Below are 22,247 nucleotides of genomic sequence, written 5' to 3' on the forward strand. Positions count from 1 at the left end.
TCCAAGCAGATTCCGGACGTATCGCCTCGGTCAGGGCCGCATCGCGCGGAGACGAATCTCCGAGCGGTCCCAGTCGACGAGAGAGACCTCTTCCGATCGACCCGGGATTACAGAGCAGCCAGCGTGCTCTCCACTACGCTCAGCAGGGCCTGCCGGTCCTGCTGGATCCGGGCCAGCACTCGCAACCCGTAGTACGTGCTCAGAATCTGGCGGGCCAGTGTTTCCGCGTCGTGCCCCTTGGTGATCTCGCCGCAGTGCTGACCCCGCGAGATGGCCTCGCGCAGCGCTTCTTCCACTGTGCCGAAGTGCCGTCGCACCTCGTTCTCGACCTCGGGATCCGCTCCCGCTCTCTCGATCGACGCATTGATGGCGAAGCACCCTGCGGTGCCGTTGCCGGTGGCGCCGGGTACAGGGAGGTCCAGGTCGATCGCGTGAACCATCAGGTCCCGGAGCCGGTCTTTGACCGGCCCCGGGCGCCGCAGGACTCGGGTCTGTTCGGCGGTGCTGGTCTCGTAGTACCGGCGCAGGGCACGCAGGTACAGCTGACGTTTGTCGCCGAAGGTGTTGTACAGGCTCGACGCACCCAGACCTGTGCAATCGGCCAAGTCCCGGGTGGAGGTCGCCTCGTATCCGTGACGCCAGAACGCTTCCATCGCTGCGTTGACGGCGCGAGTTTCGTCGAACTTCCGCGGCCTCGCCATGTTCCTACTCCAGTGTTGACGATCCCCGCTACCGGACCAGCCCGATCGCCTCGATCTCGATCATCCAGTCGGGATCGGCGAGCGAGGACACCTCAACGAAGGACTCCGCAAGGTAGGGCGCCGCGAAGTACTCGGCGCGGAGTTCGGCGAAGATGTCCTGCATGCCGATGTCGGTGACGAACACCGTCGCTTTGACCACGCGATCGAGGCCGGAACCCGCGTTCGCCAGGACCGTAGCGAGATTGGCGAGAGCGCGCCGGGCTTGCGCCTCGAAGTCGCCCTTTCCGACGGTGGCGCCGCGCTCGTCGATCGGCGCCTGCCCTGAGGTGAAGACGAGGTCGCCCACCCGCATGCCCAGCGCGATCCCGGCGGAGGCGTACCAGTCGGGATCCGCGGTGACACGTACACGTTCAGGAGCAGCCATGGTTGCCTTCCTCAAGATTATGTAGCAGTTGATCCAAAACTATCCTAGCGTCCTTCCGAGCCGAGGTACTCACGGCCGCCGTGAGTGTCGAAGCACCACTGCGAGTACCGGACGCTGCCGTCACTCCATCGCGCGGGTCCAGGTGTGCCTTCGAGACATTCGACAACGTACGGCTCCGGCTCGGCGGCCGCTGCGATTTGGACTCCGCCGAACAGCAGCAGCGAAGTGCCGATGAAGGCGGTGACGGCGATCTTGTTCATGACTCCCTAGGGCCCTGAACGTCAACCTGCTCGGGAACGCAGTTCGGCAAGTCCCTGCTGTCGTGTCTTGATCGGCTCGTAGCCGAGTTCCGTGCGCGCCCTGGTGATATCGATGGTGCACTCGCGGCCGGAGAGCCAGACACTCATGTAATCCAGTGGGGGTGCGCCCTTCAGATGCAGGGTCCGCCATAGGGTCTCGCCGGCCGCTGCAACACCACGAGCGATCCCGAAGGGCAGGGAACGGTCTGGAGCGGCGACACCCTGCGTGGCAAGCAGTTCGGTGAGGAACTCGCGGAAGACGACCGGCGAGCCGTCGGTCACGAAGTACGCCTGACCCGGTTGGCCGCGCTCGGCCGCGAGGATCAGTCCCTCCACCGCGTTGTCGACGTGGGTCGTGTCGGTGAGGTGCCGCCCACCGTCGAGCCACGCGAAGCGGCCTGCGTCGACCATGCTGATCAGCTCGGGCAGCAGCGTTGTGTCTCCTGCGCCCCAGACGAAGCGCGGGCGCAATACGACGGTTTCCATCCGGGTTCCGTTGGCTTCGAGCACAAGCTGTTCGGCGGCCGCCTTGGATGCAGAGTAGTAAGCGCGCGAGTCCGGTCTCAGTGGCGCAGATTCGTTCACGTTGACCAATGACTGGCCGTCCATCAGGGCCGCTTCGGTTCCGACATGGATGAATCGCCTCACCCCGGCTTCACGCGCGGCGTGCACCACGTTGGCGGTGCCGGTGACGTTGTCGGCCTGAAACTGCTGGCGGCTGCCGCCGACGCTGGTGCGTGCGGCCGCGTGAAAAGCCAGCTCGGCCCCTGCCGCGGCGGCACGCAAACCCTCGGGGTCTGCCAGGTTCGCCCGTGCTGGGATGGCGCCGAGGCCTTGGACTCTCTGAGCTGCAGCATCGCTGCGGACCAGCGCGCGCACCGTGTGCCCGTCAGCAATCAAACGGGTGATCAGCCGGCCGCCGACGAACCCCGAGCCGCCGGTGACAAAGACGGTTGCCACATTGCACTTCCTTCCAAACTATAACGATCAGTATAGCTATACCGAACAATATGCTTACCTCATGGCCAGACCCAAGTCCGATTCGCGCGAGAAGATCCTCGGCAGCGCACACCGGCTACTGTGCCGCCAGGGATACCAGGGGACCGGACTAGCGCAGATCATCGAGGAGTCCGGCGCACCCCGGGGATCGGTCTACTACTTGTTCCCAGGAGGGAAGGAAGAGATCGCGGTCGAGGCTGTTCGTATCGCGGCGGCGGACTCGGTGAGCTTCATCGAAGCCACCCGTCTGTCCAGTCCCACCGCACGGACATGGGTCACATCGATGGCCGAACACTTCTCCCATCACTTGCAGGAGACCGGTTTCAGCGAGGGCCTGCCGATCACCACGGTCACCCTCGATTCGGTGCCAGGGTCCGCCGCACTCGCCGCCGCTTGCCGCGAGGCCTACAACGTGCTTCTAGCGTCCTTGGCAGAGAGCCTGACGTACTACGGAGTCACGTCCGCTGAGGACGCCAGCGGTCTGGCTATGCTCCTTCTCGGCGCTCTCGAGGGCGCCATGGTCCTGGCGCGCGCCCAGCAGTCCCTCACCCCTTGCGAGCTGATCCTGGCGCAGATTCTGCCGCTCTTCCCGGATCGCACAAGTCACGCTTGAAGGCCGCGACCTCGAATGCGGTCACTGCCGGGTTGACGCTGCGCTGGAGCAGCGGACCGGTGACGGGTCGGCTGTCATCCGGCTACCGTTGACGCGCGTGACGCACACCGAGTTCGAGATCACGGCGGAGTTGGTGCGGGATCTGCTGCGTGATCAGCACCCCGACCTGGCTGGTCATCCTGTGCGGCTCGGTGCCCGTGGCTGGGACAATCAGCTGTGGCGGCTCGGCGACGATCTCGCCGTCCGGCTGCCCTGGGCGACGGAGTCCGCGGACGCACTGCTACGCAAGGAATACACCTGGCTGCCCGCCCTCGCCCCGCGTCTACCGCTGCCGGTTCCCATTGCGCAGCGCTTCGGTGAGCCCTCCGAACGGTTTCCGCGGCCGTGGATCGTCACTACCTGGGTGCCGGGCGAGCCTGCCGACCGTGCTCCTGTCACACACGCAGCGGAGGCTGCCACCACCTTGGCCGCCTTCCTGACGGCACTTCACCAACCCGCCCCCGAACAAGCGCCCACCGGCCGCGACCGGGGAGGGCCGCTGGCCGAATGTTCCGAGAGGTTCGCCGAGCAGCTTGCTTTGGCCACCGAGTTGGGGCTGATTCCGGATCCGGATGCCGTCCGCGCGGTCTGGGAAGATGCGGCCGCCGCGCCCGGCTGGGCCGGTCCGGCGCTGTGGCTGCACGGTGATCTGCATCCGGCCAACGTCCTCACCGCAGATGGCGCGATCTGCGGCGTGATCGACTTCGGTGACCTCTTCGCGGGTGATCCGGCTTTCGATCTCGCGGCCGCGTGGATTCTGCTGCCCGACGGCGCCGTCGACCGCTTCCATGACGCTTACCAGCCGGCCCCGGACGCGGCGACCCTGCGCCGCGCCCGCGGATACGCGGTACTGCGCGCCTTCGCCGGCATCTTCATCGCAGACGCCGGGGTCCACGGCCGCCCCGGTGGCAAGCCGTCCTGGGGTCCACCCGCCCAGGCTGCACTGCGACGCCTCATCACAACCCATCGTTGATCAATCGTCTTCCCTGACGCTTCAGAAGACCGTGAGGAGTTCCAGCAGGACGGCGTCAGGTGGCTGCCTTGCGGATTCCGCAGCGAGTGTGGGTGCTCCCCTGGTCTCTGACATGTTGGTTCTGTCGTAGCCGAGACCGCAGCGGATGCGCAGAGAGGGGATGCACAGGTGTCGGAGTTTCCGGAATGGTCTACGCAGTCGTCGGCCGGTGTCCGATTCGATTGGGGGTTGGCGGGCGCGCAGGCGCTCGGTCCGCGGTGCGCGGCGCTGGTGGTGGTCGATGTCTTGTCGTTCACAACAGCGGTTTCGGTGGCGGTCGAGGCCGGAACACGAGTTCTGCCGTATCCGTGGCGCGACGGCAGTGCCGCGGGATTCGCTGCGAAGCACGACGCGAAGCTGGCTGTCGGCCGCAGGGCCGTGTCGGAGCAGCAGCCGTGGTCGCTGTCTCCTGCCGCGCTCAGACGCGCGCCCGCGCCGGCGCGGCTGGTGCTGCCGTCACCGAACGGATCGGCTATTTCCGCTGCTGTCACCAGGATTCCGGTGATCGCCGCATGCCTTCGTAACGCCTCCGCGGTCGCGGGCTGGATTGCCGGGCAAGGCTGGGGAACCGTCGAGCAACCCGTCGCGGTGATCGCCGCCGGCGAACACTGGCCGGGCCGAGACGTGCTGCGGCCCGCGGTCGAGGACTGGCTCGGCGCCGCTGCGGTGATCGCCGCGCTCGCCGAGCACGGCGCCGGGTCGCTGTCGCCGGAGGCATCGGCCGCTGCGGCGGGGTACGGCGCCGTGGGTGATGCTCGCGCAGTGGTGAGTGACTGCGCTTCCGGCCGTGAACTGGCTGCGGGCGGGTTTGGCGCTGACGTCGCTGTCGCGACCGAGCTCGAGACCAGTCACGCCGTGCCGGTCTTGGTCGATGGGTGTTTCGTCAACGCGTCGTGACCACGGTCGCCGCCCTGCTTTGCCAGTCCTCGCACGTTCGGAAAACGACCCAGATGCCGAACGACACGACGACGCTGGTCAGCGTCGCCAGCTCGGTCCAAGGCTGCCAGCCAGTCCACAGCGGCCTGCCGCAACGCACGCACGGTCGCGTCGACTACTCCCTGGAGCTCCGAACGCATTGGCACACACCGTCTTCCGGGCGGGACCGTGACCACAATCGGGACGGATTCGATCACCAACCGCCCGCCGACACGCAGCAGTTCACTGACAAACAGCAATAGCTGTTGCGCCCGGTGTTGGCGACACGGTGGGCCCAGGCTGAGGGTGCGGTGTCACCGGCAATTGTGCTGCTGCTCCGGCTAAGTACCGAAATCGTATCGCGTCCAAAAGGTTTCTTAAGGGCATGAACTACCGACTCGCTGGGGGTGCCGGATACTGGCGAACCAGGTCGGGACTACGGAAACATCCCTTCTACATGCGCCGACCACGAAGAGGTCGCCTACGCACTGTCAGTCCTGACCGGCAAGCCGCATCCCTCGGTCCCACATTGCCCTTCTACCGAAAGCGACTGTGCTGAAAGGTAATGGGATGCGTCCAGAGGTTTCGAGACACGCGCCGAAACGCTGCTTCGTAGATGCAGAGTATGACGGCGGTTTCCCTGGGTGACAATATCCGCCGACGGATATTGCGCGAAACGCGTAGGCGGGCCTGGTGATCGGCCGCGATGCACGCTCGGTTGGATTCAGTCCAGCCATCGCGTGGGCGACTTGTCGATGACTCTGCTTAACGTTGCTTAATCGAATCACCAGCTTTTATCGTCCTTGCTGAGCAAGACCTTCGGCCGAAAGGACCTGAGATGGTGAGCAGGCAGCGACCGGGAGCGAAAATCGGCAATCAGCGGTTACGCCGCGTTTCGGCCGCCGACGTCGCCGGTGCGGCCGGAGTGTCGTGCGCGGCGGTTTCCTATGTGATGAACGGCAAGCCGGGCGTTTCGGAAGCCACCCGCAAGCGGGTGCTGGAGCTGGCCGATGAACTCGGTTTCAAGCCGAATGCCCTTGCCGCCAGCCTCCGCCGCGGGCATAGCAACGTCATCGGGCTGGTACTCGCAGACATCGCCAACCCCTTCTACCCCGAGCTTGCCGCCGGCGTCACCGACGCTGCTCATGCTTCTGGATACGAGGTTTTGCTCGGGCACACCAAGGACGATCCGGACACACTGCGACGGTTGGTCGGCGTGATGATCGAACGTCAGGTAGATGGCGTTGTCCTCACCGCGTTGCGCCGTGACGATGCGGAGGCCATCCGGGAGCTGCGCCACGCCCATATCCCTTACGTCCAGCTGTCTCGCCGCATTCCGCAAGTCGCCGGTGACTATGTGGGTATCGACGACGCTGCGGCCGCTCGCGAACTGATGAATCACGTGATCGGACACGGGTATCCGACTATCGCCGTCGTCGTCGGGCCGCGAGCATCCAGCGCGTCCGCCGCCCGCGAGAAGGTCTTCGCAGAGGTTGCCCGCGAGCACGGCATGCGTCTGCCCGCAGCCTGGCGGATCAGCACACAGCTCAGCGAGGCCGGCGGACGTGCCGCGGCCGAGCACCTGTTCGCGTTACCCGAGCAGCCCGCCGCGGTGGTATGCGGTAGCGACGCCATCGCGCTCGGCGTGATGGCGGCCGCGCTCGGATCGGGCCTCCGTATTCCCGACGACCTCGCGGTAACCGGCTTCGACGGGCTTCCGCTCGCGACGTCTCCGCTGGTCGACCTCACCACGGTGACCCAGCCCCGGCAGCAGATGGCGCGCGGCTCGGTGGCGCTGCTGCTTCGCCGCATCGAGGCCGCGCCACGAAAGTACACCGCCACTATCTGCCGTCATCAGCTCCGGATCGGCCGGACCTGCGGCTGCGTACGAAAGGAGCCCCACGATGGCTGACACACCTGGCCGCCGGATCGCGCTGGTCACCGGCGCGGGACGCGGTATCGGGCAGGCGATTTGCGCCGCGCTCGCGGCGCGCGGCGACACCGTTGTGGCTGCCGACATCGATGGTGACCTGGCGGCCGAGACGGCACGCGAGGCCGGCAACGGCAGCATCGGGATCGAACTCGATGTCGGCGACCGCGCCGCGGTCGACGACGTCGTCGAAGACACCGAGGATCGTGTCGGTCCGATCGCCATCCTGGTCAACAACGCCGGCATCAACCGAGACGCGATGCTGCACAAGATGACCGACGACCAGTGGCATGCCGTGCTCGCGGTCGATCTGTCCGCCGTGTTCTACACGGTTCGCGCAGTCGGCCGCCACATGCGCCAGCACGGGTATGGCCGCATCGTGAACATCTCGTCCGCCTCATGGATGGGCAATATCGGCCAGACCAACTACGCCGCCGCCAAGGCGGGTGTCGTCGGCCTGACTCGCTCCGTTGCCAAGGAACTGGCTCGGTTTCACATCACCGCGAACGCGGTGTGCCCCGGCTTCATCGACACGGACATGACGCGTGGTCTTCCCGCTGAGATCTATCGGGCCCAGCTGGACAGGATTCCACTCGGGCGCGCCGGTGTTCCCCAGGACGTCGCCGAGGTCGTGGCCTTCTTGTCCAGCGACTCCGCCGAGTACGTCACCGGCGAGGTCATCGCGGTGGGCGGCGGCTACACGCTATGAGCCCACGAATCGTCACCGCCGAGCAAGCCGCGGATCTCATCCCTGCGGGCTCCACTGTTGCCCTCGACGGATTCACCATGATGGGTGTCGCCGAGGAGGTGTACGCGGCAATCGAGCGTTCGTTCCTCGAGTCCGGCCGCCCACACGGACTGACCCTGGTGCACGCCTCGGGGCAGGCCAACCGGGCTGCTGGGCTCGACCACTTCGCGCACCGCGGTCTTGTCGCCTGCGTCGTCGGATCGCACTGGGGTCTTGCGCCGCGGATGAGCGCCTTGCTCGGCGGGGACGAAGTACCCGGTGTGTGCCTTCCTCAGGGGCAGTTGTCGACGCTGTACCGCGCTATAGCCGCCGGGCGGCCCGGCAACCTGAGCACCGTCGGCATCGCGACCTTTGTGGACCCACGTGTCGACGGTGGCCGGATCAACCATTCCGCTCGCGGAATGATCGCGCCGAATACGTACGTGGATGTCGTCACCTTGGATGGCCGGGATTACCTGCGCTACAAGTCGTTTCCGATCGATGTCGGGATTCTCCGGGCCTCGGCGGTCGACGAGGCAGGCAATGCCAGCCAGTCCGAGGAGGCTTCGGGCCTGGACGCCCTTTCCCTTGCCCAGGCGGTGCGTAACAGCGGAGGGTTCGTGATCTGCCAGGCCAAACAGGTCGTGCCAAGGGGCGCGATCGCTGCGCGTGAGGTCAGCGTGCCCGGGACGCTGATCGACTACATCGTCCCGGTGGACGACGTCGATACCGGTCATCGCCAGACGGATTCCGCGACGCTGGATCGCGCGCTGATCTCCGGGTTCGCCACTGTCGATGAGCTGTCGGCGGCGCTGTCGTCCACGCCGGTGACCCGCGCCCGGGCGCGGGTCGGCGAACGGGGTGCGCGGCTCGTCGAACCCGGCGATGTGATCAACGTCGGGACGGGAATTCCCGGCGACACCATCGGTGGCGCGCTTGCCAGGGCCGGCCTGCTCGATCAGGTGACGATGACCATCGAGTCGGGTGTCTACGACGGACTACCGCTCGGCGGTACGGATTTCGGTGCCGCCAGGAACCCCAGTGCCATCATCGGGCACGCGGCGCAGTTCGACTTCTACAACGGCGGTGGCGCGGATATCGCCTTCATGGGTGCGGGACAGGTCAGCGGCACCGGCGATGTCAACGTCTCCGTGCTCGGTGGCCGAGTGATCGGATGCGGCGGGTTCATCGACATCCTGGACGGCGCCCGCCGCATCTGTTTCCTGCTCTCCGCGGGCGGGCGCAACCGGAAGTTCGTCGATCACGTCGATCACACGACCTTCAGCGGGCAGGCCGCGCTGGCCAAGGACCAGCAGGTGTATCTCGCCACCGAGGACGTCACGTTGCGGCTGACCGCGGCCGGGTGGGTCGTGCACGACCTGGATCCGTCCGTCGGAACAGGCGATGTCCTGCGCAACATTCCGATCCTCACCGACTCACTCGAGCGTTCGTCCGAATCCAAGGAGTAATGATGTTCACCCCCACTGTCGTGGTTGCCGGTGCCCGAACTCCGGTGGGTAGCTACAGCGGCGCGCTGGCCGACGTGCCCGCACACCAACTCGGCGCGACCGCAGTCCGCGGCGCAACCGACCGTGCCGGCATCCAGGTGGATGAGGTCGACGAGTTCGTCATCGGCTGTGTCGGGCAGGTCGGCCCGGATGCCTTCAACGCCCGGCGGGTCGCCCTCGCCGCCGGGGCGCGTGTGGGTTCGACCGCGATGAACGTCAACCGGCTGTGCGGATCGGGGCTGCAGTCCATCATTTCCGCGGCGCTGGAGTTGCAGGGCGGCGATGCCACGATCGCGGTGGCCGGAGGGAACGAGAACATGTCTCGCCAACCATTTCTGGATTTTCAAGCGAGGGACGGCTACCGCCTCGCCGACCATCTGCTCGTAGACGGCACCCGGTCACTGGTCACCGATCCATGGGGCCAGTATCCGATGGGTGTGACCGCGGAACGAGTCGCCGAGCGGTTCGGTGTAAACCGAAGTGAGCAGGACGAATTCGCCGCCGAAAGCCAGCGCCGGGCCGGTGCCGCACTCGAAGCCGGACTGGTCGACGGCGAGATCGTTCCGGTCACCGTGGCCGGGCGGAAGAGCGCACGGGTCGTGGCCGACGACGAACACCCGCGGCCGGGCACCACGGTGGAGAAACTGGCGAATCTGCGGGCAGCATTCGCCGACGACGGCACGGTGACCGCAGGCAATTCTTCGGGAATCAACGATGGCGCCGCGGCTGTCGTCATGACAACGGCCGCCGTCGCGCGGGACCGAGGGCTGCCGGTCCTCGGCGAGCTGGTTGCCTTCTCGAAAGTCGGAGTGGAGCCCGAGATCATGGGGTACGCGCCGACCACAGCAATCGGCCGCGTGCTCCAAAAGTCCGGGCTCACCCTCTCCGACATCGGCTGGATCGAGCTCAACGAGGCATTCGCCGCGCAAGCTGTCGCCGTCATCCGCGACGCCGAACTCGATCCCGCACTTGTCAATCCGCTGGGCGGAGCTATCGCCTGGGGGCATCCGATCGGTGCCACGGGCACAATCCTCACCATCCGGCTCCTGAAAAACCTGCGGCGTACCGGAAAAGAGCACGGTCTCGTGACCATGTGCATCGGCGGCGGCCAAGCCCTCGCCGCCATTTTTCGCGTCGGCTGACCGCCGATTTCTCTTTTCCACATCACTGATCTCGAGAGGGGATGGCAAGGATGCCAGGCCCGACACCAGAAAATCACTTCGTCTCCATCATCGACGAACACCCGATAACCCTGCGGCAGAAGAAGATTGTCGCGGCGGCCGTGCTGGCCGACATGATGGAATTCTTCGACTACTTCCTCCTCGGATTCATTCTGTCGATCATCACCTCCACGTGGGACCTCACCTTCGGCCAGACGGCGGTCATCCTGCTCACCTCCGGCGTGGGTTTCCTCGTCGGCGCGGTGCTGTGCGGATACATCGCGGACCGTATCGGGAGGCGCAAGGTCTTCATATGGACGGTGGTCACGTTCTCGGTAGCGACAGGAGCCATGGCGCTGGTTCCCGAGGGTGGATGGCTGTTTCTGTCGCTGCTGCGCTTCGTCGTCGGATGCGGGGTCGGCGGCCTGTACGCGGTGGACCTTCCTCTCGTTCAGGAATTCGTCCCGGCCAGGCGCCGCGGTCAGCTCGGCGGGTTGGTGACCATGTTCATCCCGGCGGGACTGCTTCTCGGGAGTTTGTCGACCGCGCTGCTCGGCGACACGCTCGGGTGGCGGGGTCTGGTGCTCATCGGACTGCTGCCCGCATTGCTCTCGCTGTACATCCGCAAAGTCGTCCCCGAGTCGCCGAGGTGGCTGATGAGCCAGGGACGCGCGGAGCAGGCGCGGGAGTCGATCGCGTGGGCCGTCGAGCTGGCTCCCGAGGACGTCGAGTTGCCACCGGCGGAGCAGACCGCACGGCCGCGCTGGCGAGAGCTTTTCCATTACCCACATGCGCTCACCGTGAGCTGGCTGACCAACCTGACGATCACCACAGCGGCCTACGGCGTATTGTTCTGGGGTCCTTCGCTGTTGGTGCTCACCCTCGGCATTACCCCGGCCCGCGCCGCCTTTCTCTTCATCTTCATGAGCGTGGCAAGTCTGGCGGGCCGAGCCTTGTTCGCTTACCTTTCCGAGCGCATCGGCCGCCGGATGTCCGGGATCCTGCTGGGCACGGCGTCGACACCGTTCTTCATCGCCGCCGCGTTCGGCTCGACCGAGCCGACCCTCTGGGGTGTCTCGCTGTTCTACCTCATGATGCTGGGCGCCTTCTTCTTCGCCGACGGCGGATTCGCCATCGTCGGCCCGTACGCCGCGGAGGTCTGGCCGACGCGGCTGCGCGCGTCGGGGATGGGTTCGGCGCTCGGTGTGGGCAGCCTCGGCCGCATCGGCGGTCCGATGCTGCTGGCGTTGATCGCGGGCTCCGGCAACCTGGTGACCCCCAAGGCCACAACGGACGCCATCACACCGGCCTTCCTGTTGTTCGCGGCCTGCACAGCCGGTGCGGCCGTGGTGTTCGCCGTCTTCGGAATCGAGACGAAGGGCCGCACCATCGATGAAATCGACGCGGGTCTGCGCCGGGGGCCACGCCGACTCACCACGGCCGCGCCGATCGGATCGGAGGCGGTCGAATGACCGCCACGGTCGCGGTTGTCACCGGTGCCGGGCGTGGCCTCGGCAGGGAGATCGCGCTCCGGCTCGCACGCTCGCACACCGTCGTACTCGCCGGGCGCGACCCGGATGCTCTGCGCGAGTCACGCCGGCTCATCGAAAACCACGGCGGCCGCGCGTTCGAAACGCGGGCCGATGTCCGGCTGACGAGTGACGTCGACGCCCTCCGGGACGAGGTCGAAGAACGAGTCGGACCGGCAACCGTCCTGGTCAACAACAGCGGTGTCGGAGGACCGGTAGGCGACCTATGGACCATCGCTCCCGAGGCGTGGGAGGAGACATTCGCGGTAAACGTGCTCGGCACATTCCTGTGCTGCCGAGCGTTCCTGCCGGGCATGATCGCGCAGCACCGCGGGTCGATCATCAACATCGGTTCCATCACCGGAAAGCATCCGCTGCTCGGCCGCACGGCCTATGCGGCGAGCAAGACAGCCCTGATCGGGCTCACCCGAACCTTGGCCGCGGAGACCGGTCCGCACGGCATCAGGGTGAATCTCGTATCGCCCGGCTACGTGGCAGGTGCGCGGCTGGACTGGGTGTTCGAAAACCGTTCCGCCGTCGAGATGCGGCCGGAACAGGAAGTACGCGACGAAGTGGTCGGCTCCATCCCGCTACGCAGGCTGGTGTCGGCAGCCGAGGTTGCCGCCGTGGTCTCGTTCCTGGCTTCGGCCGATTCGGCAGCAATCACCGGACAAGACATCAACGTCGCCGCCGGCTTTGTCATGCATTGAGTGACATGCACGAACGAAAGGACATCACGACGATGAACCCGAGACTGGACATCCTGTTGCCGGGCTTTCCGATCGGAACGGATCAAGGTCATCCCGCATTCTGCGGCGTCTTCCTCATCGAAGGGCAGGACACCGAAGGGGCGACCGAGCGAATCCTGGTCGATGCCGCGCACGTCGGCCGCAGGCCGATCCTGAATAACGCCCTGGCCGAACGAGGCTTGACGCCCGGCGACATCGACAAGGTCGTGTTGACGCACTCCCACTGGGACCACGTCCAGAACATCGACATGTTCCCCAACGCAACGGTGTTGATACACCGCGATGAGCGCAGATACGCCCACATGCCACATGCGAACGACTGGGCGACGCCGTCGTGGACGGGGCTCGTGCTCGAGCAGCTCCCGATCGAGGAAGTCGCCGACGGCTACGAGATCATTCCCGGTGTCCGGGTCGTCGACATGTGCGGTCACTCGATCGGCAGCATCGGCGTGCTGATCGAGACCGAGCACGGTCGGGCCGCGATCACCGGCGACGCACTGCACTTCGCATATGTCGCACAGACCAAGCGCAACCCCCTGGTCTTCTGGGACGAGGACAAGGCCAACCAGAGTATCGAGCGAATACTCGATCTCGCGGACGTCATCTACCCCGGCCACGATCGGCCGTTCCGACTCACCTCGGCGAACGAGATCGAATACACGCGAGAACACCGGCTCACCGTGACCGGAATGAACCCCGACATGTCGTCGCTCGCTTTCGACCGAGACCCGGAATGGCCCGTCTGGGTGATGCCAGGTGTCGACGTACAGCCCGAGAGATTCCAACGGGCCCAGGACCGGATCGATCAGCGAATCCAGAATGTCCGGCGGGTCGCCGCCGGTGTCTCCGAGATCGAATTCGACTGACGGCGGGGGTCACTCGGCGGCAGCGAGGGCTGCCATCGTGGCGTTGGTGAGGCGCGCGACGTAACCGTTATCGACCGATCCTCGGGTGATCAGGAGCCGGAAGAACAGTGGCGCGCCGAGCAGGTCCATGCCGAGTTCGTAGTCGAGGTGTGTGGGTAGTTCGCCGCGGTCGACGGCCCGCTGCAGCAGTTGCGCGGCCGCCGCGCGACGGGGGGTGGCCACCGCCTCCCGCAACGCATCGGCCAGATCGCGGTTGCGCGCCGCTTCGGCGAACAGGTCCGGAACGATCCGGCTCACCAGTTCATGGGTCAACATCTCCACGACATCGCGGATGAACGCCTCGACATCGCCGCGAAGTGAACCGGTGTCGATATCCGCGGGGCTGTGCTCGCGCACTGCGGTGGACACCAGATCGATCAGCATGGCGTCCTTCGACGGCCAGCGCCGGTACAGCGCCGCCTTGCCGACGCCGGCTCGCCGGGTCACGGCCTCCATCGACAGCCGGGCGTACCCGGTCTCGGCGAGTTCGTCGAAGGCGGCGCGTGCGATCGTCTCGGTCACGCGCTTGCGGAGCACTGCCGCCCCCGCGGCCCGGTGACTACTCATGCGGCTACCTCTCTAGAACGGAACGGTTGCGTTCCAATGCTACCAAGGGCTAGATTTGTGTTCCACAACACAACGGAACGGTTCCGTTCCGATGATGGAGGAACGATGAAGTTTCTATTCGACGACGAGTCATTCTCGTTCGAGGCACTGCGAACGGCGGGGCACGGCTGTTACGGCGGTGCTGAGCTCGGCGAAGTGCTGGTCACCTGCCGCAAAATCCCCGAAGGTGACGAAGCGGCATGGTGTCGTGAGTGGTCGGCCACCGCCGAGCGCGTGCATCGGATCGGCTCGGAAGCTCGCGCCGCCGGCCATCTGGTCAGCGCTCGGGAGGCCCTGCTCCGCGCCTCGAACTACTACCGGAACGCGGACTTCTATCGCCGAGAGGATCCGGACAACGACACGGTGTCGGCCCGCCTTGCGATGCTGTCGCGGCAGACCTTCGCCACCGCGGCCGAGCTGTTCGACCACCCGCCACTGCACCAGGCGATCCCGTACGAGGGCGGTACGCTGCCCGGATACCTGTTCCGCGTGGACGATTCGGACGAGCCGCGGCCCACCGTCATCCTGCACGGCGGATTCGACTCGACGCTGGAGGAACTCTACTTTTTCGCGGCCGAGGGGGCCCTGCGGCGCGGTTACCACGTGCTGGCCTTCGAAGGGCCCGGGCAGGCCTCGGCGCGGCGGGAGTCCGGCCTGGTGTTCCGGCCCGATTGGGAGCGGGTTGTCACGCCGGTGGTCGACCACGCGATCACGTTGCCCGGTGTCGATCCGGCACGTCTCGTCCTGTTCGGCACCAGCCTCGGCGGCTATCTCGCCGCCCGCGCGGCCGCCTTCGAGCACCGCTTCGCAGCCTGTGTCCTGCACGATGGGGTGTACAGCTTCCACGAGGCGTACCGCGCTGCGATGCCGCCGTTTCTCCATGACTGGATCATCGACAAGCGCGACGACCTCGCGAATCCGGTCCTGCACTTGATGATGGCGTTGTCGACCCAGAGCCGCTGGGCGGTGCGTAACGGCATGTGGACCTTCGGCGCGGCATCGCCGGCCGAATACATCCGGATGACCCAGCCCTACACCCTGGACGGACTCGCGGACAAGATCACCTGCCCGACCCTGGTTCTCGAGGCGGAGAACGACCAGTTCTTCCGCGGCCAGCCCGTCAAGGTCTATGACGCATTGCGGTGCGAGAAGGAACTGATGGTCTTCGCAGCGGCGGACGGCGGCGGAGAGCACTGCCACGAGGGGGCGACGCAGCTGTTCAACCAGCAGACTTTCGATTGGCTCGACACCCGCCTCGGCCGGTGACCGCTCGCCGCAGCGCGGGCGGTGTGCTCGCCCTGCTGATGCTGTTCATGATGCTCAACTTCGCCGACAAGGCGGTGGTCGGCCTGACCGCCGAACCAATCATGGACGAGCTCGGGCTCAGCGCTACCGCCTTCGGAACGGTTGCGGGCGGGTTCTACCTGCTGTTCAGCGCGTCGGCGGTGCTGGTCGGCTTCCTCGGCAACCGAGTTCCGATCCGCCCCCTACTCGCCGTGCTCATCCTGATCTGGTCCGTCGCCCAGCTCCCGATCGTGATCCCCGGCACCGGATTCGCGGTTCTGCTCGGCACCCGAGTCCTGCTCGGCGCGGGCGAAGGCCCCGGATTTCCGCTGGCCAACCACACCGCCTTCACCTGGTTCCCGGAACACAGGCGCGCTCTTCCCTCGGCCGCCGTCACTGTTGGCGGCGCGCTCGGCGCGGTGCTCGGCGGGCCGCTGATCATCCTGACCATCGGTCTGCTGGGCTGGCGTGCCGCATTCGGTCTGCTCGGCGTGCTCGGTTTGCTGTGGTTGCTGGCGTGGCTGCGTTACGGCGGAAGCGGTCCGTATCACGTGCGGGCCGAATCAGGATCCGCCGCCGATCCGGGTGTCCCTTACCGGCGCATCGTCACCACTGGAACGTGGCTCGGCGGCACGTTCTCGACCTTCACCGTGATGTGGGCCCTTGCTCTCGGACTCGCCTGGCTACCGCTGTATCTGGAAGACGAGGCCGGATTCGGCAAAGCCGCGGTGGGCGGATTGATCGGCCTGCCGAGTGTGGCCGCCATCATTCTGGTACTCGCCGCCGGCACCCTTGCACAACGCGCGGTCCGGCGTGGAGTTTCCCGCAGAATCGCCTACGGTGTGCTCGGTGGCACGGTCACCGTGCTGGCAGGGGTATGCATGCTCACCCTGACCAGGGCCGACGCGGCACCGCTCGCCCTGCTGCTCGTCGTCATCGCCTTCTCGGCGGGCACCGCGCAGACACCTCTGGTCAACGCCGCGATCGCCGACACCTGCCCAGCCGGAAAGCGCAGCGCCGCGCTCGGAATCTCGTACGCGGTCGCCGCCGTCGCCAGCCTGCTCGCACCGTACGTCACCGGCAGGCTCATCGACGCCGCGCCGACCCAGTCGACCGGGTTCACGCACGCCTTCGATATCGCCGGGTGGCTTCTGGTGGCGGGCGGGGTGATGTCGATGCTGGTGATCAGGCCGGACCGGGACGCTGCCCGGCATCCTGCCAGTCCATTTCATGCCACCCGCACGCGCGGGCGCGGTGGTTCGGCAATCCCGCCCCCGGACCATCCATCCCCGGCGCCCATCGCAGCGCCGGACAGCACACAGATGAGGAAACCATGAAAATCATCCGCGGCACGGTCATCACCGCACTGCTCACCACCGCGACCGTCTGCGTAGCCGCCGTACCCGCCGGCGCGGCGCCCGAGACGCCACCGCCCGTGACGTATCACGCGACGTTGGCCGACACATCCGTGGTCACCACCCTCGACCACGGCGCTTTCGCCGTCACCGACGACCAGCGGTCCGTGACCATCCGCGACACCGCCGGACAGCTCCTCACCACACTGCCGCTGATCTTCACGATCGACGGCCGACCACACCCCGTGCGGCAGCGGATCTCCGCCGATGGCCACACCCTCACCCTCACCCCCGACACCAGCGGCATCCACCGCGAGGCACTGCAACCGGTCGCCTCGCCCCTCGAAAACCAGCTCGCCATGAACGATCTCATCAACGCGGCCAGCATCGGTATGTCGGTGGGCAGCCTGATCGGCACCGCAATAGGCGCCGTCGTCGGCATCGGCATCGGGTTCGCCCTGGCCGGTGCCTCCTGTGTGGTTCTCAGCCTCGGCTGTGTCGTGGCGGTGCTCCCCATCGTCAGCCTGGTCGGCGCGGTCGGCGGCTTGACCGGCCTGATCCTCGCCGGTGGCCCCACCACCGCCTATGCGCTCTACGAATACGTCACGACCCTCAATACTCCACCCGGCCAGAGCAAATACGCCGAATACCTCCAGGGCAAGCCCGGTGTCCCGCCCGCCGACGGCCCGCGTTGACAGTGACAACGGAGATATCACCGAAATGAATTACCGCACAACCAGTCTTGCCGCCATCGCGATGGCCGGCACCCTCGCGATCGCTGTCGCGCCGGCTCAGGCCGAGCCGGCGGCACCGACCGGATTCCGCGCCACAGTAGTGGGCAATTCCGTAGTCGCCACACTCGATGGCGGCACCTTTGCCGTGTCAGCCGACCGGCACTCGATCACCATCCATGACACCGGCGGACAACCGGTCACGACCATGCCGCTGGCCTTCCTGTTGGACGGCCGGCGCGGACCGATCCACGAGCAGATCTCCGGGGACGGGCACACCCTCACGCTCACCCCCGACCGCACCGGGATCGCACTGGACTCGCCGCGTCCGGTCGCGTCCCCGATGGAGAATCAACTGGCCTTCAACGATTTCGCCGACAATATGGCGCGGGGCCCCCTCATCGGCACGATCATCGGCACCGTACTCGGCGCGCTGGTCGGTGCCGCCATCGGCCTCGGCTCCTGCCTCGTCGTGGGGCCGGGCTGTCTCGCCACAACCCCCGCCGCCATCCTCGCGTTCGCCGGCGCCGGTGGCGTCGTCGGCACTCTCGTCCTCGGCGGAGCAGCCATGGCCGACGGTCTCTGGAAGTACGTCACCACCCTGCAGGCGCCGCCCGGCCAGAGCCCGTACGCACACCAAGACGGCATGCTCGATCCGAACGGCACCGGGGTTCCCGATGCCCACCTGCGGCTACCGAGCGGATCAGCGGGCGCGCTCAAGAGCGGCTCATCGGGCTGACCCGGGGCCGAGCGACCAGCTGTCTCGGGGGACGCCGAGCTTGGCGAGGACGTGCTGGCTGCCGACAGCCGCCGCAGCTCGGTCCAGTCCTGGGCGGCGTTTCGTCAACGCAGACGGTAGGTTCGGCCTTGAACTCCCCACTCGCCGAATTCCGGGACGTCGCCACGGTCGATGGCACGGATCGACGGGCGGCCGATGTGAGCGAACACCAGCCGTCGAACACCATTTTCCCGGGCGAGGCGGGCGGTGTCGCAGACGGCGGCGTGCCCGCCGACGTTGCGCGCGAAACGAATCGGTCGAGCCCAGCCGGCGGCGTCGGCGAACATCAGGTCCGCACCAGCCACCCACGATGGGAACTGCCAGAACTCGGGCGCCCACACCACCCGACGGCTGCCGCAGCAGATGAGATAGCCATAGGTGGGGTGGCCGGTGTGCAAGACCGGGCACGGGTCGATTTGCAGTGCTCGATCACGGTAAGAGGCCACTGCGGGTTCGGTGTCGTAGGCCTGCGCAAGGCGGCGTATCTGCCCGATGAGCTCGGCACGGGTATCGGTGATCAGCCAGGCATCGATACGGCCGCCGGGCTCGGCACCCGGACCACCGTCGAACATGATCCGCCGCCCGGACCAGCACAACAGCAGCCCAGCGGGACGGTACCGCGGCGAGTTCATCGCCCCGACCCCGAGCATTTCGAACTCCATGCGACCGACCGCTTCCTACCTATGCAGGCCAACCGGCGAGACCGCGTGCGTCCCGCACGACGAAGCGGCCGGGAGTGGAGCCCGAGACATCGATGAGTCGATGCGTAGCGGCGTCGGCGTCAATGAAGACGCGGCCAGCACATCGGCGTTCGGGTCAGTGCTGGACGGGTTCGGTGCCGAGCAGGTCATCGTAGTCAGCGGGCAATTGCGCTGCAATATGGTCGAATTCATGTGGCATCGCCACCTTCAACGCGGCCATGACGGCACGAGAATGCCTGCGCGCTTGCTGCTCGGTGCGTTCTGCGCCTTCAGCGGCGGCCACCCGTCGATAGAATTCATCGATCGCGAAGCGCTCGCCCGCGCCGGTCTGCGGCAAGGCATCGGCGAAGGTCTTCGGCAACTGCGATGCGAGATCTTTGGTCTCACCGCCCGTGATCCGCTGACCGAGCACCTGCAGGGTGGCCCGGATCGCCCGAGCGCCCTCGTCGACACTATCGATCTCCGCAGTGCTGCGGACCGCGGATACCAATTGATCTTCGTTCATGATTCCTCCCGTTCCGAATCGGTTGCGGACAGATTTCGAACACAGCGCCACGACGTCCACGGCTCGTCTCCGGTCGCCCGCGCAGCACGTTCAAGTCCACCCGGTTGCAGAAACCGGGCCGCATGTCTGGGCACTACCACCAAGAGGTACCGGCAAACGGCTTCCGCCGACACAGTCGGCAGCCCCGGTAATCCAGAGGGCATGTCCAGGCCGAACCCCTGCACACGGACACCGACACGGCAGTCAGGGCACTCACGCCAGCGTCAGTACCTGTCGTCGACGAAGCACGTGTGCGTCGTGGTCGACTCCCCCTCGCGACATGATCCCCCGCGCCGCTCACCCGGCGATTCCGCCATCCAAACACTCAACACCACCCCAGGCAACGGCTCCAAATGGTCCAAAATCACCTGCAACTCCTCCGGCAACGCCGACCCCGCATCCACCGAAGGCACCGTCGGCACATCCGCCAACCGATACAAATGCGCCTGCTCCGCCGCATCCAACGACAACGTCCGCGCCACCGCATTCAACACCTGAACACTCACATTGATGCTGCGGCCCTGCTCGAGCCCAACACCTCTCGGCCAGCGGGCCGGGACGTCAGCTAATGGCGCTTCCAGGTTCTGCAGGGGCCACGGTCAGGATATAGCACCGATCGGGGAAGATCGGCGCACCTATCTGCGCCAACTCCCGCGGTAAGGCTCAAATTGATAGCCGGACCGCTAAGCGCTGCTTTCCGCAGATCCGTTCCCCAACCCCTGTATCAACCACCGCTGGCCGAGCGGCTTGAACGAGAAAGGCTCCGCACCGTTACGGTGCGGAGCCTGCAAGTCACGCTGGATCAGATAGCGCGGACGTCCTGAGCCTGCGGACCCTTCTGGCCCTGCCCGATCTCGAACTCCACACGCTGGCCCTCATCGAGGGACTTGAAACCCGAGCCACCAATGGCCGAGTAGTGCACGAAGACGTCAGGACCGCCTCCGTCTTGAGCGATAAAGCCGAAGCCTTTTTCGCCGTTGAACCACTTCACGCTGCCTTGAGCCATGCTGTACTAACTTCTTTTCTGTAGGTGAGCCGCGCAGATCACTTCGATGAGCCCGGTCTCGCATCCAACTATGCCACACCTCGAAGACCCGCACGGCCAAGGCTCGAGACTGCAGGCAACGTCACTGATCGCACGCCGTCCCCCAGGTCCCCTTGGTCCACCTCCCCGTGCGGGACACAGGGGCGGGCGGCACGCTTGTCGGCACGATCGCGACCCCGCGCGAGGGGCGGCAATGTTAACGACGAGGTGCATTTCGGGCTCCAGTAGTCGTCAGCTCGTCCAGTCGCCGCTTCCGGAAATCCCGCGGTGTTTCGCCGTAACGTGCCTTGAACGCAGCGGAGAACCACGTCTTGGTGAACCCACAGCGCGCGGCGACCTGTCCGATCGTCAGCGCGTGCGGTCCTTGCTGTTCGAGCATGTCGTGGGCGGCGCGCAGCGTCTCCTCTTGGCGTAGGTCCCGGTATGTGGTGCCGGCCTGCTGCAACACGAGGCGCAACTGCCGCGTGGACCAGCCGAGCGCTTCCGACACCGCCGCCAGCCTGATGTCTCCGGTGCCGATGTTCTCACGGACATAGCGACGGATGGCCTCTGCCGTCTCGGCCAGATGAGCCTGCTGCGGAGACATGTCTCCCATGGCCATCATGCACAGCAGTTCACTGATCCGATCGCTCACCGCATTGAATTCTCGGTCGCTGAGCGCCGATTGCTCGGCATGCACACTGCGAATCATTCCCTGCACGATTCGACCGAGACCGCGGCTCATGTCGAATACAATGCGCTGGTGACCGCAATCCCGTATTCGGTGATCGATCTCTTCGCGAGGTACCTTCAGGGCATATACCTTCGAAGTCGGGACATAGACCTGAAGTGTCTGGCTCAGATCCAGCAACATCGCGCGCGACGGGCCTACCTCATTGAGCTCCTCGTTCTTTCGAATAGCAACCATCTGCTCTTCCGGGAAGAAGGCCCAATAGAAGTCGTCACCGGGGTACTTCCGCACCAGCGATGACGTGCGCTCCCCGAAGCGGTTTCCCTGCTGATCCCACCGCAACAGCTGGTATGCCGTCGTCTCCTGAACGGTCATACGCGCCGACCAATGGTCAGGATCGGAATACCGCTGGGTCATGGGCACGAAACTGTCGCAGAGCTCGGCCCAAGTTCCTGTATCGGAAATAGTAAGCTCGGAGTATCTCATACCAAGTCCTGGTCTACGAGCGGCGAGATGGTAGCGTGCACCACTCTCAAAGAATCCTCCCGATCGTTTGATTCCCTCCCGGCCCTTCCGCCTTCGCTGTCCCGCTCGGGGTCACGGTGACAGGGGATTTCAGACCTGCGAGAGGCTGCGGCCAGCGGCTTTTGCTCCAGGGCGAGGATAATTTACGCCGTGTGTGGGCAATCGTGGCAACGGCTTCGATCGTCGCGCCTGAATGGGCCAGCAGGTGCCGGCTGCCTGCGATTGATGCGAGGGCCCAGGTGGCTTCCACAACCGTGAAGACCTCGTCGATGCACGTGCGGCGATCGCCGCCGGACTGCAGCACTGCTCCCCGTCGGATGTCCGCGACCCGCTCGGGTGACCAGCGGTCGGCAAATTCGAAGTGAGTCACGCCTGCTCCTCGTGGTCCATGAGGACTCATCATCCATCATCAACCCGAGGAAGGTACGAGAATCAGGATCGTCTACCTGGCAACGAAACTCGCCGAACGAAAACAGAACTCGGGCGCGGATCGGCAAG

At 66.0% G+C, this 22,247-nt stretch carries 25 protein-coding genes; 14 read left to right on the top strand and 11 right to left on the bottom strand.

What is annotated here, in order from left to right; genetic code table 11:
• Positions 1-107: 107 nt before the first annotated feature.
• The 4 genes from ACWPXK_RS25280 to ACWPXK_RS25295 are packed head-to-tail and all read right to left on the bottom strand — an operon-like array spanning position 108 to position 2,384.
• Entirely contained in the window at positions 108-701 is a 594-nt protein-coding gene (locus ACWPXK_RS25280; RefSeq protein WP_454198649.1) for a TetR/AcrR family transcriptional regulator, read from the bottom strand.
• A 28-nt stretch (positions 702-729) separates the two neighbouring features.
• Positions 730-1,125: a RidA family protein gene (locus ACWPXK_RS25285; RefSeq protein ID WP_454198650.1), complete on the bottom strand. Its 396-nt coding sequence runs from the start codon at positions 1,123-1,125 to the stop codon at positions 730-732.
• 44 nt (positions 1,126-1,169) lie between these two features.
• Positions 1,170-1,385 carry a hypothetical protein gene (locus tag ACWPXK_RS25290; RefSeq protein ID WP_454198651.1) on the bottom strand — a complete coding sequence of 72 codons (216 nt, stop codon included), beginning with the start codon at positions 1,383-1,385 and terminating at the stop codon, positions 1,170-1,172.
• A gap of 21 nt (positions 1,386-1,406) precedes the next feature.
• On the bottom strand, positions 1,407-2,384 hold the full coding sequence (locus tag ACWPXK_RS25295) for an NAD-dependent epimerase/dehydratase family protein (protein WP_454198652.1): 978 nt from the start codon (positions 2,382-2,384) through the stop codon (positions 1,407-1,409).
• A gap of 61 nt (positions 2,385-2,445) precedes the next feature.
• Here ACWPXK_RS25295 and ACWPXK_RS25300 point away from each other — a divergent pair, with 61 nt between their 5' ends.
• The 10 genes from ACWPXK_RS25300 to ACWPXK_RS25345 all read left to right on the top strand — a co-directional run bounded on the left by ACWPXK_RS25300 (position 2,446) and on the right by ACWPXK_RS25345 (position 13,471).
• Positions 2,446-3,036 carry a TetR/AcrR family transcriptional regulator gene (locus ACWPXK_RS25300; protein WP_454198653.1) on the top strand — a complete coding sequence of 197 codons (591 nt, stop codon included), beginning with the start codon at positions 2,446-2,448 and terminating at the stop codon, positions 3,034-3,036.
• A 97-nt stretch (positions 3,037-3,133) separates the two neighbouring features.
• Positions 3,134-4,048, top strand: a complete 915-nt coding sequence (locus ACWPXK_RS25305) for an aminoglycoside phosphotransferase family protein (protein WP_454198654.1) — start codon at positions 3,134-3,136, stop codon at positions 4,046-4,048.
• A gap of 168 nt (positions 4,049-4,216) precedes the next feature.
• Entirely contained in the window at positions 4,217-4,984 is a 768-nt protein-coding gene (locus tag ACWPXK_RS25310) for a 2-phosphosulfolactate phosphatase (protein ID WP_454198655.1), read from the top strand.
• An 859-nt stretch (positions 4,985-5,843) separates the two neighbouring features.
• Positions 5,844-6,914: a LacI family DNA-binding transcriptional regulator gene (locus tag ACWPXK_RS25315; protein WP_454198656.1), complete on the top strand. Its 1,071-nt coding sequence runs from the start codon at positions 5,844-5,846 to the stop codon at positions 6,912-6,914.
• The gene (gene fabG / locus ACWPXK_RS25320; RefSeq protein ID WP_454198657.1) at positions 6,907-7,641 is read left to right on the top strand and encodes a 3-oxoacyl-ACP reductase FabG; all 735 of its coding nucleotides are present in this window, start codon (positions 6,907-6,909) and stop codon (positions 7,639-7,641) included. Before ACWPXK_RS25315 ends, fabG begins: the two co-directional genes overlap by 8 nt.
• A complete protein-coding gene (locus ACWPXK_RS25325) occupies positions 7,638-9,128 on the top strand; it encodes a CoA-transferase (protein ID WP_454198658.1) in 1,491 nt (496 codons plus the stop codon). The genes fabG and ACWPXK_RS25325 overlap by 4 nt, the downstream gene beginning before the upstream one ends.
• Positions 9,129-9,130: 2 nt before the next feature.
• Positions 9,131-10,309, top strand: coding sequence for a thiolase family protein (locus ACWPXK_RS25330; RefSeq protein WP_454198659.1), 1,179 nt, complete (start codon positions 9,131-9,133; stop codon positions 10,307-10,309).
• A gap of 50 nt (positions 10,310-10,359) precedes the next feature.
• Positions 10,360-11,799: an MFS transporter gene (locus ACWPXK_RS25335; protein WP_454198660.1), complete on the top strand. Its 1,440-nt coding sequence runs from the start codon at positions 10,360-10,362 to the stop codon at positions 11,797-11,799.
• Positions 11,796-12,566, top strand: a complete 771-nt coding sequence (locus ACWPXK_RS25340) for an SDR family NAD(P)-dependent oxidoreductase (protein ID WP_454198661.1) — start codon at positions 11,796-11,798, stop codon at positions 12,564-12,566. The genes ACWPXK_RS25335 and ACWPXK_RS25340 overlap by 4 nt, the downstream gene beginning before the upstream one ends.
• Before the next feature lie 5 nt (positions 12,567-12,571).
• Positions 12,572-13,471, top strand: a complete 900-nt coding sequence (locus tag ACWPXK_RS25345; protein WP_454198662.1) for an MBL fold metallo-hydrolase — start codon at positions 12,572-12,574, stop codon at positions 13,469-13,471.
• 9 nt (positions 13,472-13,480) lie between these two features.
• Here the strand turns inward: ACWPXK_RS25345 and ACWPXK_RS25350 are convergent, their stop codons facing one another.
• Positions 13,481-14,077 carry a TetR/AcrR family transcriptional regulator gene (locus tag ACWPXK_RS25350; RefSeq protein WP_454198663.1) on the bottom strand — a complete coding sequence of 199 codons (597 nt, stop codon included), beginning with the start codon at positions 14,075-14,077 and terminating at the stop codon, positions 13,481-13,483.
• A 105-nt stretch (positions 14,078-14,182) separates the two neighbouring features.
• Between ACWPXK_RS25350 and ACWPXK_RS25355 the strand changes: the two genes are divergently transcribed.
• From ACWPXK_RS25355 to ACWPXK_RS25370, 4 genes are read left to right on the top strand one after another with little or no spacing between them, the layout of a single operon-like run.
• Positions 14,183-15,382, top strand: coding sequence for an alpha/beta fold hydrolase (locus ACWPXK_RS25355; protein WP_454198664.1), 1,200 nt, complete (start codon positions 14,183-14,185; stop codon positions 15,380-15,382).
• The gene (locus ACWPXK_RS25360) at positions 15,379-16,737 is read left to right on the top strand and encodes an MFS transporter (protein WP_454198665.1); all 1,359 of its coding nucleotides are present in this window, start codon (positions 15,379-15,381) and stop codon (positions 16,735-16,737) included. The genes ACWPXK_RS25355 and ACWPXK_RS25360 overlap by 4 nt, the downstream gene beginning before the upstream one ends.
• Positions 16,734-17,450, top strand: coding sequence for a hypothetical protein (locus tag ACWPXK_RS25365; RefSeq protein WP_454198666.1), 717 nt, complete (start codon positions 16,734-16,736; stop codon positions 17,448-17,450). The genes ACWPXK_RS25360 and ACWPXK_RS25365 overlap by 4 nt, the downstream gene beginning before the upstream one ends.
• A 25-nt stretch (positions 17,451-17,475) precedes the next feature.
• A complete protein-coding gene (locus tag ACWPXK_RS25370) occupies positions 17,476-18,225 on the top strand; it encodes a hypothetical protein (protein WP_454198667.1) in 750 nt (249 codons plus the stop codon).
• A gap of 104 nt (positions 18,226-18,329) precedes the next feature.
• On the opposite strand, the gene ACWPXK_RS25375 is transcribed toward ACWPXK_RS25370, so the two are convergent.
• From ACWPXK_RS25375 to ACWPXK_RS25400, 6 genes are all read right to left on the bottom strand, one after another.
• Complete coding sequence (locus ACWPXK_RS25375; RefSeq protein WP_454198668.1) at positions 18,330-18,926, bottom strand: hypothetical protein; 597 nt, start codon at positions 18,924-18,926, stop codon at positions 18,330-18,332.
• 154 nt (positions 18,927-19,080) lie between these two features.
• Positions 19,081-19,530 carry a DUF2267 domain-containing protein gene (locus ACWPXK_RS25380; protein WP_454198669.1) on the bottom strand — a complete coding sequence of 150 codons (450 nt, stop codon included), beginning with the start codon at positions 19,528-19,530 and terminating at the stop codon, positions 19,081-19,083.
• Positions 19,531-19,733: 203 nt separating this feature from the next.
• The gene (locus tag ACWPXK_RS25385) at positions 19,734-20,015 is read right to left on the bottom strand and encodes a hypothetical protein (RefSeq protein ID WP_454198670.1); all 282 of its coding nucleotides are present in this window, start codon (positions 20,013-20,015) and stop codon (positions 19,734-19,736) included.
• Between the two features lie 296 nt (positions 20,016-20,311).
• Entirely contained in the window at positions 20,312-20,515 is a 204-nt protein-coding gene (locus ACWPXK_RS25390) for a cold-shock protein (RefSeq protein ID WP_069160283.1), read from the bottom strand.
• A gap of 235 nt (positions 20,516-20,750) precedes the next feature.
• Complete coding sequence (locus ACWPXK_RS25395; protein ID WP_454198671.1) at positions 20,751-21,710, bottom strand: helix-turn-helix domain-containing protein; 960 nt, start codon at positions 21,708-21,710, stop codon at positions 20,751-20,753.
• Positions 21,711-21,756: 46 nt separating this feature from the next.
• On the bottom strand, positions 21,757-22,119 hold the full coding sequence (locus tag ACWPXK_RS25400) for a hypothetical protein (protein ID WP_454198672.1): 363 nt from the start codon (positions 22,117-22,119) through the stop codon (positions 21,757-21,759).
• Positions 22,120-22,247 lie beyond the last annotated feature (128 nt).

The organism is Nocardia sp. Marseille-Q1738, assembly GCF_965283145.1.